Origin of the sequence: Thiothrix fructosivorans (genome assembly GCF_017349355.1) — a bacterium.
Lineage (GTDB): Bacteria > Pseudomonadota > Gammaproteobacteria > Thiotrichales > Thiotrichaceae > Thiothrix > Thiothrix fructosivorans.
The window spans coordinates 95,100-111,816 of record NZ_JAFMPM010000006.1 but is presented as its reverse complement, the minus strand read 5'-3'; the positions used below and the strand labels follow the sequence as shown (position 1 = coordinate 111,816).

Sequence of the window (16,717 nt, the reverse complement as noted above, 5' to 3'; positions counted from 1 at the left end):
TTACTCAAAACGTAATGACAAGGGTATCACCGTACAATTCGTCGTATTCCGGCTTGGGGAATGGGTCAGAACTGTGAATGGCGGATTTTAGGGATTCGCAAAAGGCTGGGCTACCGTCGCAATTCAGTGAGAAGCGCCCAATGCCACCACCGTTACGCACGCTGACTCGCGCTGTGGCGGACATGCTGAAACTTTCAGACGGTTTGTTCCAGTTGCCTTTGACTTTGCGTTTGATCGCACTCGTCCACGCGGCGCGTGCGTTGCTTAAATCACGGCTGCTAGGGCCTGCGGCGGCAGCAGCGGCTGCGGCATTGGCATCGCGACGGGCATCGTCTTCAGCCGCTTTGCGTCTGGCTTCGGATGCTTTCCAAGCTTCGCGTTCGGCGGCGAGTTTGGCTTCTTCTGCGTCGGCTTTTTTGCGAGCAAGGGCTTCGGATTTTGCTTTGGCTTCTGCTTCAGCACGCGCATCAGCGGCTTCTTTGGCTTTCGCTTCGGATTTTGCCTTGGCTTCTGCGTCAGCGCGAGCATTGGCAGCTTCTTTGGCTTTCGCCTCGGATTTTGCCTTGGCTTCTGCGTCAGCACGGGCGTTAGCGGCTTCTTTGGCTTCTGCTTTCGCTTCAGCGCGTGCGTCCGCTTTGGCTTTTTCGCGGGCTTTTTCGGCAGCTAAGGCTTTGGCTTCTGCTTCGGCGCGGGCGCGGTTGGCAGCAAGGCTTTCTTTGCGTTCGGTTTCTTTTTGCGCAGATTCGATTTTGCGTTGTTCGGCTTCTCTGGCATCGGCACGGGCTTCGGCGCGACGGCGGGCTTCCGCTTTGGCACGGGCTTCGGCGGCACTTTCTTGTTGTGCGGCTGCTTTTTCGGTGGCGGCTTTGGCACGGGCGTCCGCTTTGGCTTTTTCGGCGGCGGCTTTTTGTTGAGCTGTTTCTTGGATTTCAGTGAGTGTTTTGCGTTGGGCTTCGGCTTGTTGTTTGGCAAGAGTGGCGGCTGCTTTTGCGGCAGCAGCTTTGGCTTTGGCTTCGGTTTCGGCTTTTTGCTCAGCTTCTTTGGCGGTTTCGGTCGCTTTTTCGGGAACGTCCGGCGATGTGTCTTCGGTTGCTGTTAAGGCACTGCGGGCGGGTGCTTTATCCGTGGGCTTTTCGCTGGGTATGGTTTCTTCGGGGACGACGACTTCAATCGCTTTGTTTTCGGCGACTTCGGGGCGATCTGTCCATTTGAAACTGAGTAGGAGCACGAACACGATGAGAATGTGCAGTAAGATTGCCCAGAACAATGCTTTTGGTCTATTGAGTATTTCTTTAAACATGATCTTGTTAGCCCTTGTTTAGATCATTAGGGTTGGTTGGGCGGTGCGGGGTCAGCCATTAAACCGATCTTTTTTGCACCTGCCTTTTGTACGGCAACCATCGCGTTCATGAGGTGGCGGTATTCTACCGTGCTGTCTGCTTTGACGTAGACGGGGCGCTCGGCTTTGGCATCGAGTTGGCTGGTCACGTAAGCGGTAACATCGGCAGCGGGTATTTCTGCGCCATCTTCTAAAAACAGTTTGCCAGAGGCATCCACGGAGAGGGTGAGTGGCGCTTGCTGGTTATTGGCATCCAAGGGGTCGGCTTGGGCATCGGGTGCGTCTACTTTGACGCCGGTTTGCATAATGGGGGCTGTGACCATGAAGATGACTAGCAGTACCAGCATAACGTCGATGTAGGGCACGACGTTCATTTCAGCCATGATTTTGCGGCGGCGGCGTGGGGCGGGAGCGCTCATACGGGTTTCCTTTGCGTACTGGCATGGCGTTCTAGCAGCGCAGTGAATTCTTCGCGGAAGTTGTCATAGCTCACCACCAAACGGTCAATTTTGTCACTGAAACGGTTGTAGGCAATTACGGCGGGAATGGCCGCAAACAAGCCGATTGCCGTGGCAATTAGGGCTTCGGCAATGCCGGGGGCGACCACGCCGAGGGTGGCTTGCTGCATTTGTCCCAGTGAAATAAAGGAGTTCATGATCCCCCAGACCGTTCCAAACAGACCTACATAAGGACTGGTAGAGCCGACAGTGGCTAAAAACGCTAGATTTCTTTCCAGATCATCCACCTCTTTGGAGGCGGCAACCCGCATCGAGCGTTGCACAGAATCAGTGACGGAGAGGCGCGAGGTGGGGTCTGTATTCAGGGCGCGTTTGTATTCGTGGAAGCCGTCGTAAAAAATGCGCTCTAAGCCGTACCGATTCGTTTTCTGAGACAACTCTTCGTATAAGGAGTTCAATGACACGCCGCTCCAGAAACGTTCTTCAAATTTGGTGACGCTGCTTTGGGTGCTGCTGATCGTGCCGGATTTAACCATGATCAGTGTCCAAGAGAGTAATGAAGCCAGTAGCAGTAAAGTCATGACGATTTTCACGACCACGCTGGCATCCATGATCAGCTTGAGGATGGAGAGATCTGTTGTCACTGAAGGAGTTCCCTTATCTGTGTTGGAATAGTTGTTGCCCGAAATGTGCCCACGGCAACGCAGACTACTTTGACGCTGGCAGTTGTCAAGAGTTCATGCGAATTATTTGTGGTTTCGCGCCAGATTTCTTGTTTGAAAGCAAGGCTAGCCCGACCAAGTGTCTCGATGCGGGTTTTAACGCTCAGGGCGTCATTGAGGCGTGCCGGTTTGCGGTATTGAATGTCAATGCTACCCACGACAAACAAGATATTTAGTGTCGTTGCTAGGGTGTCGTGTTCAAACCCTAAGGCACGTAACCATTCGGTGCGGGCGCGTTCCATGAAACAGAGGTAATTGGCGTGATACACCACGCCGCCTGCATCGGTGTCTTCGTAATACACACGCACGGGGAAAGTAAATTCATTCAAATAAGTCACCGCTACTGCCCTCGATTGGGATGTCACCGGATAGGTTGAGGCGGGCAGGAATGTTTAGCCCGAAGTGTTGCCACGCATGGCGTGTAGCCACGCGCCCGCGTGGGGTACGCATTAAAAAGCCTTGCTGGATCAGGAAGGGTTCGAGGACATCTTCAATCGTGCCGCGTTCTTCACCGATGGCTGCGGCAAGGCTGTCGACCCCGACGGGGCCGCCGTCGAATTTTTCCATAATGGCAAGTAGCAAGCGCCTGTCCATGTGATCGAAGCCTTGGTGATCGACATTGAGCATATTGAGGGCTTTGTCGGCGATGTCGGCATCAATCAAGCCATTGCCTTTGACTTGTGCGTAATCACGCACGCGCCGTAATAGGCGGTTGGCAATACGCGGTGTGCCGCGTGACCGTTTGGCAATTTCGTGTGCACCGCCTTCGTCAATGGTCGCACCGATAATGGTGGAGGCGCGTTGCACGATGTAGGCAAGGTCGGCGACGTTGTAAAACTCTAGGCGTTGCACAATGCCGAAACGGTCACGTAACGGCGAGGTGAGCAAGCCCGCTCGCGTGGTTGCACCGACCAGTGTGAACGGTGGCAGGTCAAGCTTGATGGAGCGTGCGGCGGGGCCATCGCCAATCATAATGTCTAGCTGAAAATCTTCCATCGCGGGGTAGAGAATTTCTTCTACCATTGGGCTGAGGCGGTGGATTTCGTCAATAAACAGCACGTCATGCGGTTCGAGATTGGTGAGTAAGGCGGCTAAATCACCCGCTTTTTCGAGTACCGGCCCCGAAGTCTGGCGCAAGTTTGCGCCCATTTCATGCGCGATAATGTGGGAAAGGGTGGTTTTGCCTAGACCGGGGGGACCAAAGATCAGGACATGATCCAGTGCATCGCCTCGGTGGCGAGCAGCGTGGATGAAAATTTCCATCTGTTCCCGCACTACGGGTTGCCCTATGTAGTCTTGTAGGCGGCGGGGGCGAATGTGTTCATCCGCGTAGGCTTCTTCGCGCCGAATATGAGGGGAAAGGAGGTGGGAAGTTTGTTTTTCCATGAGATCAGTATTTTATGTGTCTATTCAGTACGTGCATTTTAACGGCTTTAAGTCAGACCATGCTAGCGTCAGCGTGGGATTTTCTGTGGGTTCTACTTTGTCAGGGGGGGGGCCTCATTCATTGGTCAGCTTTATCTGCTAATGCCCACATTAGTCTTCAGCAATAAGTTTAGGCAATAGCTGATGAGTCGAGTAGGACTTTCTGGAATACTAAAGTGAATGAGATTGAGGGGGGCACCAATAAAGGGATTCAATTTCTGGGTAACACGCCAAAACAGTGCGATTTTTGCCGTTTGCATCCGTGATTTTCTGCTTAAACAGGTAGCAGTGGGGAGGGATGAGAATAGGTATGTTGCCGTGAAAATCCCCTCGTTCTGTGCCATGTAGCTGATTTGTGATCAAAAAATAAGCATAAGATTGATAAAGAGATCATTCTTTTATTTACGATCAAAAAAAAATATCAAAAACCCTGAAAATCAGCAGAAATTGCTAGAAAACGAACTATAGTTTGACCCTGAGGCATTAAGGTTATTTATATTTATATGTTTTTCTTATTGATTTATGTTTATTTTTAATCAATAAAATTGACAATGATTAACAAATGGTTGCTTTAATAAGTAAATCTTAATACGATTTTTTGATGAAAAGTGCTCTTTCAGTGATAGGTAGCGTTGCTATATTTCTATAAAACACTATACTATGTTTATACATCAATTAAATGATGTATTTTATGAAAGAGCAGAAGCGTCATAAATTATTTCTATATGGCAGCGATTGATCCTTGGCGCAAGTAAAATGCTTAGTGATGAGTAGCAAACTGTAACGGTCTAGTGATTGTTTTATGCTCATGCTATTGATTTCTCTTATGGTAATTGTAGGGGCTTAACGGGAACATCTGTGCATGACAAGTGGTTTCTGTTCTAGGCTTTCTCAATTCCTCGCCAAGCCAATGTATCTGAGTACATTGATATGTCAGTGTTTGGAAAAGATTTTTCGCCTAATATTGCTACGCGGGGATGTGTTTCTGCATGGCGGTAGCGTGTGGGCGATAGTGTTTTTAATGTGTCATTGAGAGATAAAGTAAGCGCTTTTGTGAACAGGAGGTTCCAGTGAGTTTTGCGGGCATAGCTTTATTAGTTTCTTTTATATCGGCGTTATCCATCTTTCTCTTGACGCCGTTTGCGTCAAGGTTTGGTTTGGTGGATGTGCCTAATAGTCAGCGTAAGTTCCATGATGGGCATATTCCATTGATTGGTGGCGTCTCAATCTATGCGGGTTTGGTGATAGGGCTGGCGGTAGCGATCAGACCCGATATGAGTTCATTAACCTACCTATTATGTAGCAGTATTATTGTTGCATTAGGGGTTGCTGATGACCTTAAGGATCTGTCACCTAAATTACGTTTGTTGGTTCAGACTGTCGTTGCTGTGCTGATGTGTAGTGGCACGGGTTTGTACATCCATAATCTCGGTGATCTTTTCGGTATGGGGAATACGATTGATATAGGGATGTTCGGTTATGCACTGACGGTAGTGGCAGTCATCGGGGCGATCAACGCCTTCAATATGATAGATGGTGTTGACGGTTTGCTGGGTATTTGTTCGCTTATTACCTTTTTGGGCATGGCGATCCTATTCTCCATCAATAATGACAGCATCAACATGAATTTAGCCTTAATTGTCTCGGCAGCGCTGATTCCTTATTTGGTGGCTAATCTAGGGCTTTCGCAATCATTGTTCCAGAAAATCTTCATGGGTGATACTGGCTCAATGTTGATTGGTTTCACCGTCGTATGGCTGTTGATTCAAGGTACGCACGCGGCAATTCCTCAGAGTTCTGGTGTTGCCTTTGATGCCAATACCAAACAAGGGTTTGCCTTTTCCGCAGCGACGGCTTTATGGCTAATTGCCTTTCCGTTGATGGATATGGTACGGGTGATTGGTGGACGTATGTTGCGCAAGAAATCTCCTTTAGAGGCAGATCGCTCACATCTTCATCATATTTTGCAAGATTCCAGTGGCGACAGTAAGCGCATCGCGCTTCTGAAAATTTGCACTTTGTCGGCATTTTTTGCGACTGTGGGCATTGCAATGCATGTTAGGAATCTGAATCAAGGTATCATCATGTTGACCTTCGTAGTGGGATTTGCTTTATACGCTCACTTAGTGGGTCGAATGGTTAAAAAAAACGCAAAGTAAAATAGTATTTAGCAATAGGAACATAAGACAAATGACTCAATTACAACAGAACAATGGTTTCCTGCCTGTTTCTAGGCCGACCATTACTAAAAAAGAAATCGAGTATGTAACAGCGGCTATCGCATCAGGGTGGGTTTCTTCTCTAGGAGAATACATTACGGCATTTGAAGAAAAGTTTGCTGAGTTTTGTGGCACAAAATACGCACTGACCTGTAGCAATGGGACAACCTCCTTGCATTTGGCACTGGTCACAATGGGTATTAGCGTGGGCGATGAAATCATCATGCCCGATTTGACCTTTATTGCGACAGCCAATGCCGCCAAATACGTGGGTGCTGTGCCGGTATTGGTCGATATTGAACGTGACACGCTGTGTATTGATCCGGCAGCTATCGAGGCTGCGATTACTGAAAAAACCAAAGCGATTATGCCGGTACACCTGTATGGACACCCCGCTAATATGCCTGCCATCATGGCGATTGCCGAAAAATACAACTTATTGGTTATCGAAGATGCTGCCGAAGCACACGGTGCGGAAGTCAATGGTAAGCGTGTAGGCTCTTGGGGGCACTGCGGCTCTTTCAGTTTTTATGGTAACAAAGTTATCACGTCCGGTGAGGGTGGTATGATCACCACCGATGATGAGGCGCTGTATACCCGAGCTAAATATTTGCGTGACCATGCCATGAGTCCGACGAAGCGCTACTGGCATACGGAAGTCGGTTTTAACTACCGCATGACGAATTTACAAGCGGCACTCGGTTTGGCGCAACTTGAGCGTATCGACGAGATTTTGGCTAAGAAGCAGGAAGCCTTTGAGTGGTATGAAGCAGGTTTGGCAGGTATCGATGGCATTTCGCTGAATCGCACCGCGCCGTGGGCAAAGAATGTTTACTGGATGGTGACATTGGAAATTGCAGGTATTGATGAAGCACAACGTGATATTTTCATGAAGAAACTGCGTGAATTTGATGTGGATAGCCGCCCGTATTTCTACCCTTTATCTGAAATGGCGGAGTACCCTGGTACGCACACGCCGGTGACTTACGCGGTTTATCAGACAGGTATTAACTTGCCATCGTATTTTGATATGGAGAAGCGCGACGTCGAGCGTGTATGCGCGGCTGTCAGAAAATGTATGGAAATGTTCCAATAAGCCGTTAGAATGCTGGTATCAGGTTTGGAAACGAACCTGATTTGCCAAACCCCAGAGTTATCCAATAATGAAAAACATACATAGGAACATTGCGTTCAGCGGCTTGGGCTATATTTTGCCACTGATTGCGTCATTAGCGACTATTCCGCTAATGATCAAATATATGGGTGATGATGTCTACGGCTTGTATATCATTTGTATTTCACTCATCGGTTTTATGACATTCGTTGACCTCGGCGTGGGTCAGGCGATCGTTAAGTATGTTTCCCAATATGAAGCAACGGGCGAATACCTGAAAGTTAAGCCCATCTTAGACATTGCCTTGATGATGTATGTTGTTTTGGGCATTGCTATAGCGGGATTGGTGGCACTTTTCTCCTTGCCGTTGGGGCGGTTGATCTATAACGATGATGCTGTCAAGGCGTTAATGGCTTCTAAGGCACTGTCTATTACGGCATTGGCTTTTTTGTTGAGTTATATCAATCAGTTTTTCCTGAATGTCTTCAAAGCCTACCATCGCTTTGATATTCCAGCTGTTATTCAGAATGTGGCTAACATTGCGGGCGTCGTTTCTGCCACGGTATTGTTGCTGTTGGATTATGATTTGCTGGTCATTCTATGGGGCTATGTTGCTATTCAAGTCGTGGCATTGACGACAGGTTACACGTTTGTAAAAAAAGTGTTGCCGCAAGGGGTGGTGCTAGGGCTGTCGTTTGATAGGCATATTTTTGCCGAAATGCTCGGTTTTAGTGTGTATACGTTTGTCAGCAATTTCTTAGGCGGTGTCGTTTCACGACTGGATAAGTTTATTATTGGCGCTATCCTAGGGACAGAAGCGGTGACGTATTACCAGATACCCCATACGATTGCGCAGATGGCGAACGGGATTATTCAGGTGCTGAGTCAGATCACTTTCCCGCGTTTCAGTGAGCTATCCAGCCTGAATGATGCGGTTGGGCGTTTGGCATTGTACAAGCGTTCCATGTTGCTGGTGTTTGTGGTGAGCATGGCATTGAGTGTTGGGTTGATTTCGGCGGGCGGTGCGTTTTTGGAGCTGTGGATCTCGGCGGAATTTGCGGCGAAAAGTACGCTGACCTTACAGATTATCGCGCTGTACTTCTTCTTCCAATCCAATACGGTGGTGGCGTATTGGGCACTGCAAGGGTCGGGCAATGCGAAGGTGACGGCAATTAGTTCCTTCCTCGGAACAGTGGCTTACATGGTGGGCATTTACGTGTTGACCCAAGCCTACGGTTACAATGGTGCTGCCATGTCACTGTTTTTGTTGCTGTTGCCTATGCCGTATTTCTACGGGTGGGTGCAACGCAATGTTGGGCATAAGTTTAGTGAGTACTTGTGGTTAACAGGTATATTCTTGGTCATCGGCGGGCTTCTTGTTGGGTTGTTAGCACTGTTACACGGGTATTTGCCTTCGCCTTTATGGATGATTTTGGCGGATGGTTTCATCTTGGCGGGATTGGTTGCTGCCGCACTAATCTATTTTTTCAAGAAAAAATAACGAAGAGCTGAGTTAATGAGTATGCATAAGAAAATCGGTATCCTGACATTTTATCCCATGCACGGCGGGGGTATTTTTCAATACATCCAGTCGATGGTCGATGCCTTGTCGGTCGATAAAACCAATACGTATATCATTTTTGCTGACATCAATGACGACCGCTTTGATGGTTATGGCTTGGAGGTTAGAAAGCTAACGCCTTCTAATCGCTCGACGCTCAATCAGACGCTTATTTTTTCTCAGCTATTGTTAGGGATGCGCGAGTCCTTTTTCCTCAGAGACGACGAAAAGCAGGCTTACGCGGATATTGATTTATTTATATCCCCGGCTACGTCAGTGTATCCGCATTTATTTCTTAAAAAGCCGTTTGTGTTCACGTTACATGATATGCAGGAGAAGTACTATCCTCATGCGTTTACGTGGACAGAGCGATTTAAGCGTGAGTTACGTAATCGCGCCTTGACTAAATCCGCCAAAGCAGTCATTTGTGAGTCCAACTATGTCAGAAATGACATCATGAATTTCTTGGGTGCGAATAGCGATAAAATTGCGGTAATTCAGTCGCCACCACCGGATTTTCTGCTCCGTTATGAGGCGAAACCCGATAATTTTGCGGCAGTTCGCCAAAAGTATGGTTTGCCAGAACGCTATATTTTTTATCCTGCACAGTGCTGGTTTCATAAGAACCATATCCAGTTGGTTGAGGCGTTCAATCGCATCGTCACAGAAACCAATGAGGATGTCTTCCTGATATTGTCGGGGTCTCAGCAGGATAATTACCCTAAGTTGATGGCGAAAATTCAAGAGCTAGGTTTAGAATATCGCATCAAACATTTGGGCTATATAGATTATGAGGATATTCCTTACCTCTACAAAATGGCGCGAATGTTGGTCATGCCAACGCTGTTTGAAAGCGTGAGTATCCCCATTTATGAAGCATTTGCGTTAGGCGTGCCAGTGTGCTGTTCCAATGTAGTGGCGCTACCAGAGCAGGTCGGCGATGCGGCGTTGATTTTCAATCCGAATGATCCTATTGATATGTCACAGAAAATGCTGCAACTGTTACGCGATGAAGCGTTGGCAGCAGAATTAGCCGTCAGAGGTCAGCAGCGTGTCAGCAGTTTTGACCACAAGGGATATTCAACCAACATTCTTAGTGTTCTTGAGAAGTAACGGAAACCCTTATGCCATTGAAACCTACATTGTTGAAAGTACCAGCCGCAGTGGGAATCGTTGCTTCCACTTGGGATAAGGTCTTGATGATAGCGGCGCTTGCGTTGGTTTCTGGGTTATTTTTTCTTAGTGATGACCATCGTTTTGGCATTGTTTTTCTGCGTGAAGCCATCATTGCGCTGTCACTCGTGGCAGTTATTTATATTTTGATTGCTCAAAAAGAGCAGCTAGATACAGTTGATTGGTATTTCTTGGCAATGGTGGGAATGCTGTTTATCATGCCTCCTATTTTTGCGTATGTGAATTTTCAGCAGCCGTTACATTACGGTTTTCTGGAAGAACGCCGTACCTTGATGTATTTGTGGTATTTCTTGATTATGGTGACATTGGGGGGGCGCAGAGGTTACGGTGATGCTGATCTTGAAACGATACTGAAATACTTGTTTTATATGGCGTTAGGCTGGTCGGTTGCGAATGCGTTTGAGTTAATTCCACGCAATTCTGGTTTCTCATTCTCCGTACATGCAGAGCAATTCGAGGAAGGTTTTATTGCAACAGATGATCGCTTTGCGACACGCTTCCTTGAGGCGGGGTTTTTACTGCCGTTGTACCCGTATTATTTGTTGGCGCGTGGGCAGTTTTTGAAGGCTGTATTGCCAATCATTCTGTTGGCTGCTTACATGCTGTATATTAACCAAACCCGTGGTTTTGGTTTGGCTATTGTTTTAACCTTTATTTGGATTACGATTCTACGCCAGCGTGCTGATCACTTTACTGTGAGCGCATTGCTGTTAATTCCAGTGGTGTCTATTTTAGGTTATCTAACTTATTTTCTGTATGTGTACACTTTTAATGAGTCGGTGGCTTTTTACGATTATCACCGTAATCGTGAGTTTGTCATTATGTTGCGTGAAACATTGAATGGCTTTTTGATGCCGCACGGTGCGTTATCACTCCAGTTTAATGAAGGTTTTCGCTCAGTGTATGGGCTTAATATTTATGTTTCAGATATTGGTGTGACGGGGTTGCTGTTTAAGTACGGTATCTTATTCTTTCCTTTAGCGTTTTTGATGGTCATGATTGTTTATCAATTATTCGCTAAGTATAAAAATAATTTTTCAATTATTTTAGTGGCATTGTTGCTAACAGATTTCATGACAGCCCCCTTCGGAGACTTTCTAGGGCGGGGCACTGAAGAATTTGCCTTGTTGATGGTATTGGTCAGGTTGCAAGGAGTAGACCATGAACAACATAAGTATATTGCTCGTGTATGGAGAGGGCGGGCATCATGATCAGGCGATGCGTTTGATGAAACAGATGCAGTCGCTTGATCCGAATCTAGCATTCATTCACGTAACCGATACGGAAACGATGAAAGGTGATGGTATTGGAAATATTTATACTGTGCCGCCCATTCGGCATAAAAATGAGTCCTTCAATCCTCTCTCTTTTGTGAATGCTTACTTAAAAGCGGTAGCATTAACCGTCAAGCTGGTACGGCAGCATAAGCCACGCGCTGTGATTGGTTTTGGACCTGGTATTTGTATTCCGGTGTTTATGGTTTGCAAAGTACTTAACGTTAAAAAACGCATCTTTTTTGAAGATTGGTGTCGTTTCACCAGTAAAAGTCTCTCAGGAAAAGCGTGTTCGCCATTCAGCACCAAATTCTTTGTGCAGAATGAATCATTGAAGGAGTTGTATCGTGATGCTGAATTCGCAGGACGTCTCTAAGAAAAACCGGGTTCTGGTGATTACAGGAACAACCGGTTTCGATTCTTTGGTGCGCAAAATTGATGAGAGTCGGGAATTAGAGAAAGGGTATGACATTACCTTGCAAACAGGTGAAGGTGCTTATCAGCCTAAGCATAAACCTTCCTTTGATTTTGACAAAGGGCTAAAAGATCGTTTGCATGAGTATGATTTTTTTATTACTCATGCTGGGGCAGGCACTATTTTCATGTTGCTGGAACAACGTAAGCGCGTCTTGGTTGTGCCGAATACTGAACGCGCCGACAAGCATCAGATTGAGCTGGCTCAGTACGTGAAATCGCAGAATTTATGTGCAGTCTGTCAGAATGTTCAAGAGATTGCGCACGCCATCAGTAAGATTGAGCAAAGCACACAAGGTTTACAGCCTTATGAAAAAGTGGAATTTAATGCAGTCAAGGAAGTGCTGAGATATATTTATGAGTAATAAATTCTTCTTTGTGACTATTTGTTACAATAACCTTGCGGGTTTGCAGCGTACTGTCGAATCGCTCTTGAAACAATCTTACTGTGATTGGGAGTGCGTTATTATTGATGGTGCATCTAAGGATGGTACGCCTGCTTATTTGACACAATTAGCGGATGAACAGAGCAATATTCGGGTAGTGTCTGAGCCTGATCGTGGTATCTACGATGCTATGAATAAAGGGCTTGAACGGATGTCCTCATGTGACTATTTTTGTTTCTTGAACTCAGGGGATTCCTTGTATTCACCAGAAACATTGCAAGAATTGGACTCAAATATCAATGGCTTAGGTGGTGACAAGCCTGCCATTGTCTACGGTCATGCGTGTGAAGAGTTTGCGGATAACGAAGTTGTGAAACCCGCAAACAACACGATTAGCTTGGAAAAAGGCATGTTCTGTAACCACCAGTCCATGTTTTTTCATCATCGCTATGCGTCGTTGCGTTATGATCTTGAGTACAAACTCTCAGCAGACTATGACTATATCGTTCGGGCAGTGAAAATGCTAAAGACACCAGCTGATCTGCGTCTACTGGATATGGTCATTTCGCGCTTTGATATGGCGGGTGTCTCCAATAGTCGGCGCATGTCCGGCATCAAGGAAGATTTCAGGTTACGAGTGAAAAATGAATTATGTTCCACGCAATCCTCCGCTTTGTATGCGGCACGTTCCGTGTGTCTAATGAATTTGAAACGATTTTCCTACCCTTTATATTTGTTGATGCGCAGCAAAACCACTCTTAACAATCAAGTTATCTAAATAAGGAATAATCATGAGCAAAACGGCTTTAATTACAGGTATCACTGGTCAAGACGGTGCTTACTTAGCTGAATTTTTGTTGAAAAAGGGCTATACCGTACACGGCATCAAGCGTCGTTCTTCATCACTGAATACTGACCGCATTGATCATCTGTACCAAGATCCACATACCTCTGACGGTAAATTTGTGCTGCATTACGGCGACATGACCGACAGCATGAACTTGACTCGCATTATCGGTCAGGTGCAACCGGATGAAATTTACAACCTCGCGGCAATGAGCCACGTTCACGTTTCGTTTGATATGCCGGAATACACCGCCAATGCGGATGGTATCGGTACATTGCGTATCCTTGAGGCGGTACGTTTCCTCAATTTGACCAAGAAAACCCGTATTTATCAAGCCTCAACCTCTGAGTTGTACGGTTTGGTGCAAGAAGTACCGCAAAAAGAAACCACGCCATTCTACCCGCGTTCACCTTACGCGGTGGCGAAGTTGTATGCGTACTGGATCACGGTTAACTACCGCGAAGCCTACGGCATGTTTGCGTGTAACGGCATCTTGTTCAACCACGAATCCCCATTGCGTGGTGAAACGTTTGTTACCCGTAAAATTACTCGTGCGGCTTCCCGCATTGCATTGGGTTTACAGAAAGACCTGCACTTGGGCAACCTGTCCGCCAAGCGCGACTGGGGTCATGCACAAGACTACGTGGAAATGATGTGGTTGATTCTGCAAGCTGACCAGCCAGAAGACTTCGCGATTGCCACTGGCGTTACCACCGAAGTACGTGAATTTGTACGCATGGCGTTTGCCCGCGCAGGTATCAAGATCGACTTCCACGGTGAGGGTGTTGATGAAAAAGGCGTGATTGCTGGTTTTGATCTGGCTGTGTATGAAACTGTCACGGGCGCAACACCTGACCAACACGGTTTAACCGTTGGTCGTGAAGTGGTATCAGTTGACCCACGTTATTTCCGTCCAACTGAAGTCGAGTTGCTGATTGGCGACCCAACGAAAGCCAAGGAAAAATTGGGCTGGGTTCCTAAGCATGACCTGAATTCACTGGTGAATGACATGATGGAATCTGACCTGAAGCTGATGCTGAAAGAAAAGCATCTGAAAGACCACGGCCACCGCATTATGTCTTACCACGAGTAATCCGCATGAAAAAAACCCGTATTTATGTCGCTGGCCATCAGGGAATGGTTGGCTCTGCCTTGATTCGTCAATTGCAACAGCGCCCTGAGGTGGAGTTGGTATTACGTTCCCGGCAGGAATTGAACCTGAACCGTCAACAGGAAGTTGAGCAATTCTTCCAAACGGAAAACATTGATCAAGTCTATCTGGCAGCGGCAAAAGTCGGGGGGATTCATGCAAATAGCACGTATCCGGCGGATTTCATTTATGAAAACCTGATGATTGAAAGCAATATCATTCATTCAGCGTGGCAAGCAGGTGTTCAACACCTGCTTTTCCTCGGTTCGTCGTGCATTTACCCCAAGTTTGCCAAGCAGCCGATGTCTGAATCCGAATTGTTGCAGGGTGAGTTAGAGGCTACCAACGAGCCTTATGCAATTGCCAAAATCGCTGGTATCAAATTGTGTGAATCGTATAACCGTCAGTACGGTACGCAATATCGCAGTGTCATGCCGACCAATTTGTACGGCTTTAACGATAATTTCCACCCCGAAAACTCCCACGTTATCCCCGCACTGATGCGGCGTTTCCATGAGGCGATGTTGGCACAAGAACCGCAGGTCACGGTCTGGGGTTCGGGGACACCACTGCGCGAGTTTCTGCATGTTGATGATATGGCAGCGGCTTCCATCCATGTGATGGAAATGGCTGATGCGGAGTATCAAGCACTTGTGCCACAAACCCAATCGCATATTAACGTTGGTACAGGTGTGGATTGTAGCATTGCGCAACTGGCGCAACTCATGGCAGAAGTGGTCGGTTTTCAAGGGAATATTGTGTTTGATGCGAGTAAGCCGGATGGCACACCGCGCAAATTACTGGATGTTTCCCGCCTGAAAAGTTTGGGCTGGCAACCTCAAATCGCCTTACCCGATGGGCTTAAATCAACGTATGCATGGTTCGTGGATCACCAACGTGATTTCCGACAATCCTAAAATGAAAGAAGGTATAGAGATGGCGACTCCAATCACCCCCGTAATCCTCTCCGGTGGCTCTGGTTCACGTTTGTGGCCGGTATCGCGCAAACTGCGCCCCAAGCAATTTTTGCCGTTGATTGCTGAAGATCGCACGTTGTTTCAATCAACGCTGGAACGTCTAGATGGGCTGGCTGATAAACAACCTGCTGTTATTGTGTGTAATGAAGAACACCGTTTCATGGTGGCAGAACAGTTACAGGAAATCGGTCAAGCCAATCAAGGTATTTTGCTCGAACCCGTCGGGCGTAATACGGCACCTGCGGTTGCGGTCGCTGCCTTGTCTTTGCTGGAAAAAAATGGGTCAGATCCGGTGATGTTGGTATTGCCTGCTGACCATGTAATTCCCGATGTTGCTGCCTTTCAGCAAGCCATTCAGCAAGCCAGTGCCTTGGCAGAAGACGGCTTTTTAGTAACGTTTGGGATTACTCCCATATCGCCCGAAACCGGCTACGGTTATATCGAGCAGGGTAGCGCCATCACTGGTTTTACCAATGCTTGGCAAGTAGCGGCGTTTGCGGAAAAACCCAATCTGGAAACCGCGACGGCGTATCTGTGCGGTGGCAAACACTTGTGGAATTCCGGCATTTTCATGTTCAAAGCCAGCGCTTTTTTGCGCGAACTGGAAACGTATAAGCCTGAGATTTTGGAAGCTTGTAAAAAGACGTTCAAGCAAGCGCAACACGATTTGGATTTCATTCGCTTGGATGCGGCTACTTTCAAAGAATGCCCGTCCGATTCCATTGACTACGCGGTAATGGAACACACGCGCCATGCGGCGATTGTGCCACTCAATGCGGGTTGGAACGATGTGGGTGCTTGGTCGGCTGTGTGGGAAGTCAGCGAGCGTGATGCCGCCAATAACGTCTTGCGCGGCAATGTCATGACGCATGATGCCAGCAATAATTTGGTGTTTACCGAAGACCGCTTGGTGACGCTGGTGGGGGTCGATGACCTGATTGTGATCGAAACCAAAGATGCTACCTTGGTTGCTCACAAAAGCAAAGCGCAAGACGTGAAGCGCATTGTGACAGCACTGGAAGCGGAAGGGCGCAGCGAAGCTATTATTCACCGTTTGGTAAACCGTCCGTGGGGTTGCTATGACTCGGTGGATGCGGGTGAGCGTTTTCAGGTCAAGCGTATTACGGTCAAGCCGGGTGCGAAATTATCCCTGCAAAAACACCATCATCGCGCTGAACACTGGATTGTGGTGAAAGGCACGGCTGAAGTGACCTGTGATGACAAAACCTTTTTGCTGACTGAAAACCAATCAACGTATATTCCACTGGGCAGTGTGCACCGCTTGGCAAATCCGGGCAAAGTGCCTCTCGAATTGGTTGAAGTACAGTCGGGCAGTTATCTTGGGGAAGATGACATCGTTCGTCTGGAAGATCAGTATGGGCGCAACGAAGCCTAGTAGAATATTCGGGCTATTTTCAAGTACATTGTTTATTGAACAATGTACTACTATTGGGTGAATTTCAGAACGTTATGTCAATGAAAAAATATTGTCCATAGTGGCAATGCTCAAGGAGCAGTGATGGAAAATTATCATACAAATCAGTCGAAAAACCTCGAGGTACGGTCTGCGGGAAATG

The 16,717-nt window shown here is 47.2% G+C and carries 16 protein-coding genes; 11 read left to right on the top strand and 5 right to left on the bottom strand.

The window, feature by feature from the left end; genetic code table 11:
• Nucleotides 1-4: 4 nt before the first annotated feature.
• The 5 genes from tolA to ruvB are packed head-to-tail and all read right to left on the bottom strand — an operon-like array spanning nucleotide 5 to nucleotide 3,905.
• Nucleotides 5-1,300, bottom strand: coding sequence for a cell envelope integrity protein TolA (gene tolA, locus J1836_RS03710; RefSeq protein ID WP_207249745.1), 1,296 nt, complete (start codon nucleotides 1,298-1,300; stop codon nucleotides 5-7).
• A gap of 26 nt (nucleotides 1,301-1,326) precedes the next feature.
• Nucleotides 1,327-1,758, bottom strand: a complete 432-nt coding sequence (gene tolR, locus J1836_RS03705; protein WP_207249744.1) for a protein TolR — start codon at nucleotides 1,756-1,758, stop codon at nucleotides 1,327-1,329.
• Nucleotides 1,755-2,441, bottom strand: coding sequence for a protein TolQ (tolQ, locus tag J1836_RS03700; protein WP_207249743.1), 687 nt, complete (start codon nucleotides 2,439-2,441; stop codon nucleotides 1,755-1,757). The genes tolR and tolQ overlap by 4 nt, the downstream gene beginning before the upstream one ends.
• Nucleotides 2,438-2,857 carry a tol-pal system-associated acyl-CoA thioesterase gene (ybgC, locus tag J1836_RS03695; protein ID WP_207249742.1) on the bottom strand — a complete coding sequence of 140 codons (420 nt, stop codon included), beginning with the start codon at nucleotides 2,855-2,857 and terminating at the stop codon, nucleotides 2,438-2,440. The genes tolQ and ybgC overlap by 4 nt, the downstream gene beginning before the upstream one ends.
• A complete protein-coding gene (gene ruvB, locus J1836_RS03690) occupies nucleotides 2,841-3,905 on the bottom strand; it encodes a Holliday junction branch migration DNA helicase RuvB (RefSeq protein WP_207249741.1) in 1,065 nt (354 codons plus the stop codon). Before ruvB ends, ybgC begins: the two co-directional genes overlap by 17 nt.
• 1,109 nt (nucleotides 3,906-5,014) lie before the next feature.
• Between ruvB and J1836_RS03685 the strand changes: the two genes are divergently transcribed.
• The 11 genes from J1836_RS03685 to J1836_RS03635 all read left to right on the top strand — a co-directional run bounded on the left by J1836_RS03685 (nucleotide 5,015) and on the right by J1836_RS03635 (nucleotide 16,536).
• On the top strand, nucleotides 5,015-6,103 hold the full coding sequence (locus J1836_RS03685; RefSeq protein WP_207249740.1) for a hypothetical protein: 1,089 nt from the start codon (nucleotides 5,015-5,017) through the stop codon (nucleotides 6,101-6,103).
• Between the two features lie 31 nt (nucleotides 6,104-6,134).
• Nucleotides 6,135-7,259: a DegT/DnrJ/EryC1/StrS family aminotransferase gene (locus J1836_RS03680; RefSeq protein WP_207249739.1), complete on the top strand. Its 1,125-nt coding sequence runs from the start codon at nucleotides 6,135-6,137 to the stop codon at nucleotides 7,257-7,259.
• Nucleotides 7,260-7,326: 67 nt separating this feature from the next.
• On the top strand, nucleotides 7,327-8,778 hold the full coding sequence (locus J1836_RS03675; RefSeq protein ID WP_207249738.1) for an oligosaccharide flippase family protein: 1,452 nt from the start codon (nucleotides 7,327-7,329) through the stop codon (nucleotides 8,776-8,778).
• Nucleotides 8,779-8,799: 21 nt separating this feature from the next.
• Nucleotides 8,800-9,951 carry a glycosyltransferase family 4 protein gene (locus J1836_RS03670; protein WP_207249737.1) on the top strand — a complete coding sequence of 384 codons (1,152 nt, stop codon included), beginning with the start codon at nucleotides 8,800-8,802 and terminating at the stop codon, nucleotides 9,949-9,951.
• A gap of 11 nt (nucleotides 9,952-9,962) precedes the next feature.
• The gene (locus J1836_RS03665) at nucleotides 9,963-11,243 is read left to right on the top strand and encodes a hypothetical protein (RefSeq protein WP_207249736.1); all 1,281 of its coding nucleotides are present in this window, start codon (nucleotides 9,963-9,965) and stop codon (nucleotides 11,241-11,243) included.
• A complete protein-coding gene (gene pssD, locus J1836_RS03660; protein ID WP_207249735.1) occupies nucleotides 11,194-11,682 on the top strand; it encodes a PssD/Cps14F family polysaccharide biosynthesis glycosyltransferase in 489 nt (162 codons plus the stop codon). The genes J1836_RS03665 and pssD overlap by 50 nt, the downstream gene beginning before the upstream one ends.
• On the top strand, nucleotides 11,657-12,145 hold the full coding sequence (gene pssE, locus J1836_RS03655; protein ID WP_242632820.1) for a PssE/Cps14G family polysaccharide biosynthesis glycosyltransferase: 489 nt from the start codon (nucleotides 11,657-11,659) through the stop codon (nucleotides 12,143-12,145). Before pssD ends, pssE begins: the two co-directional genes overlap by 26 nt.
• Nucleotides 12,138-12,944 (top strand): glycosyltransferase family 2 protein, encoded by an 807-nt coding sequence (locus tag J1836_RS03650; protein WP_207249733.1) that lies wholly within the window; start codon nucleotides 12,138-12,140, stop codon nucleotides 12,942-12,944. The genes pssE and J1836_RS03650 overlap by 8 nt, the downstream gene beginning before the upstream one ends.
• A gap of 13 nt (nucleotides 12,945-12,957) precedes the next feature.
• Entirely contained in the window at nucleotides 12,958-14,106 is a 1,149-nt protein-coding gene (gene gmd / locus J1836_RS03645) for a GDP-mannose 4,6-dehydratase (protein ID WP_207249732.1), read from the top strand.
• Between the two features lie 5 nt (nucleotides 14,107-14,111).
• The gene (gene fcl, locus J1836_RS03640; RefSeq protein WP_207249731.1) at nucleotides 14,112-15,080 is read left to right on the top strand and encodes a GDP-L-fucose synthase; all 969 of its coding nucleotides are present in this window, start codon (nucleotides 14,112-14,114) and stop codon (nucleotides 15,078-15,080) included.
• Between the two features lies 1 nt (nucleotide 15,081).
• Nucleotides 15,082-16,536: a mannose-1-phosphate guanylyltransferase/mannose-6-phosphate isomerase gene (locus tag J1836_RS03635; RefSeq protein ID WP_278189461.1), complete on the top strand. Its 1,455-nt coding sequence runs from the start codon at nucleotides 15,082-15,084 to the stop codon at nucleotides 16,534-16,536.
• Nucleotides 16,537-16,717 lie beyond the last annotated feature (181 nt).

Excerpts from the sequence above, each read along its gene's own strand:
- J1836_RS03635 (WP_278189461.1), top strand. The coding sequence starts at position 15,082 with ATGAAAGAAGGTATAGAGATGGCGACTCCAATCACCCCCGTAATCCTC.
- pssE (WP_242632820.1), top strand. The coding sequence starts at position 11,657 with ATGCTGAATTCGCAGGACGTCTCTAAGAAAAACCGGGTTCTGGTGATT.
- J1836_RS03650 (WP_207249733.1), top strand. The coding sequence starts at position 12,138 with ATGAGTAATAAATTCTTCTTTGTGACTATTTGTTACAATAACCTTGCG.
- gmd (WP_207249732.1), top strand. The coding sequence starts at position 12,958 with ATGAGCAAAACGGCTTTAATTACAGGTATCACTGGTCAAGACGGTGCT.
- J1836_RS03665 (WP_207249736.1), top strand. The coding sequence starts at position 9,963 with ATGCCATTGAAACCTACATTGTTGAAAGTACCAGCCGCAGTGGGAATC.
- J1836_RS03675 (WP_207249738.1), top strand. The coding sequence starts at position 7,327 with ATGAAAAACATACATAGGAACATTGCGTTCAGCGGCTTGGGCTATATT.
- ruvB (WP_207249741.1), bottom strand. The coding sequence starts at position 3,905 with ATGGAAAAACAAACTTCCCACCTCCTTTCCCCTCATATTCGGCGCGAA.
- tolA (WP_207249745.1), bottom strand. The coding sequence starts at position 1,300 with ATGTTTAAAGAAATACTCAATAGACCAAAAGCATTGTTCTGGGCAATC.
- fcl (WP_207249731.1), top strand. The coding sequence starts at position 14,112 with ATGAAAAAAACCCGTATTTATGTCGCTGGCCATCAGGGAATGGTTGGC.
- pssD (WP_207249735.1), top strand. The coding sequence starts at position 11,194 with ATGAACAACATAAGTATATTGCTCGTGTATGGAGAGGGCGGGCATCAT.
- J1836_RS03680 (WP_207249739.1), top strand. The coding sequence starts at position 6,135 with ATGACTCAATTACAACAGAACAATGGTTTCCTGCCTGTTTCTAGGCCG.
- J1836_RS03670 (WP_207249737.1), top strand. The coding sequence starts at position 8,800 with ATGCATAAGAAAATCGGTATCCTGACATTTTATCCCATGCACGGCGGG.
- tolR (WP_207249744.1), bottom strand. The coding sequence starts at position 1,758 with ATGAGCGCTCCCGCCCCACGCCGCCGCCGCAAAATCATGGCTGAAATG.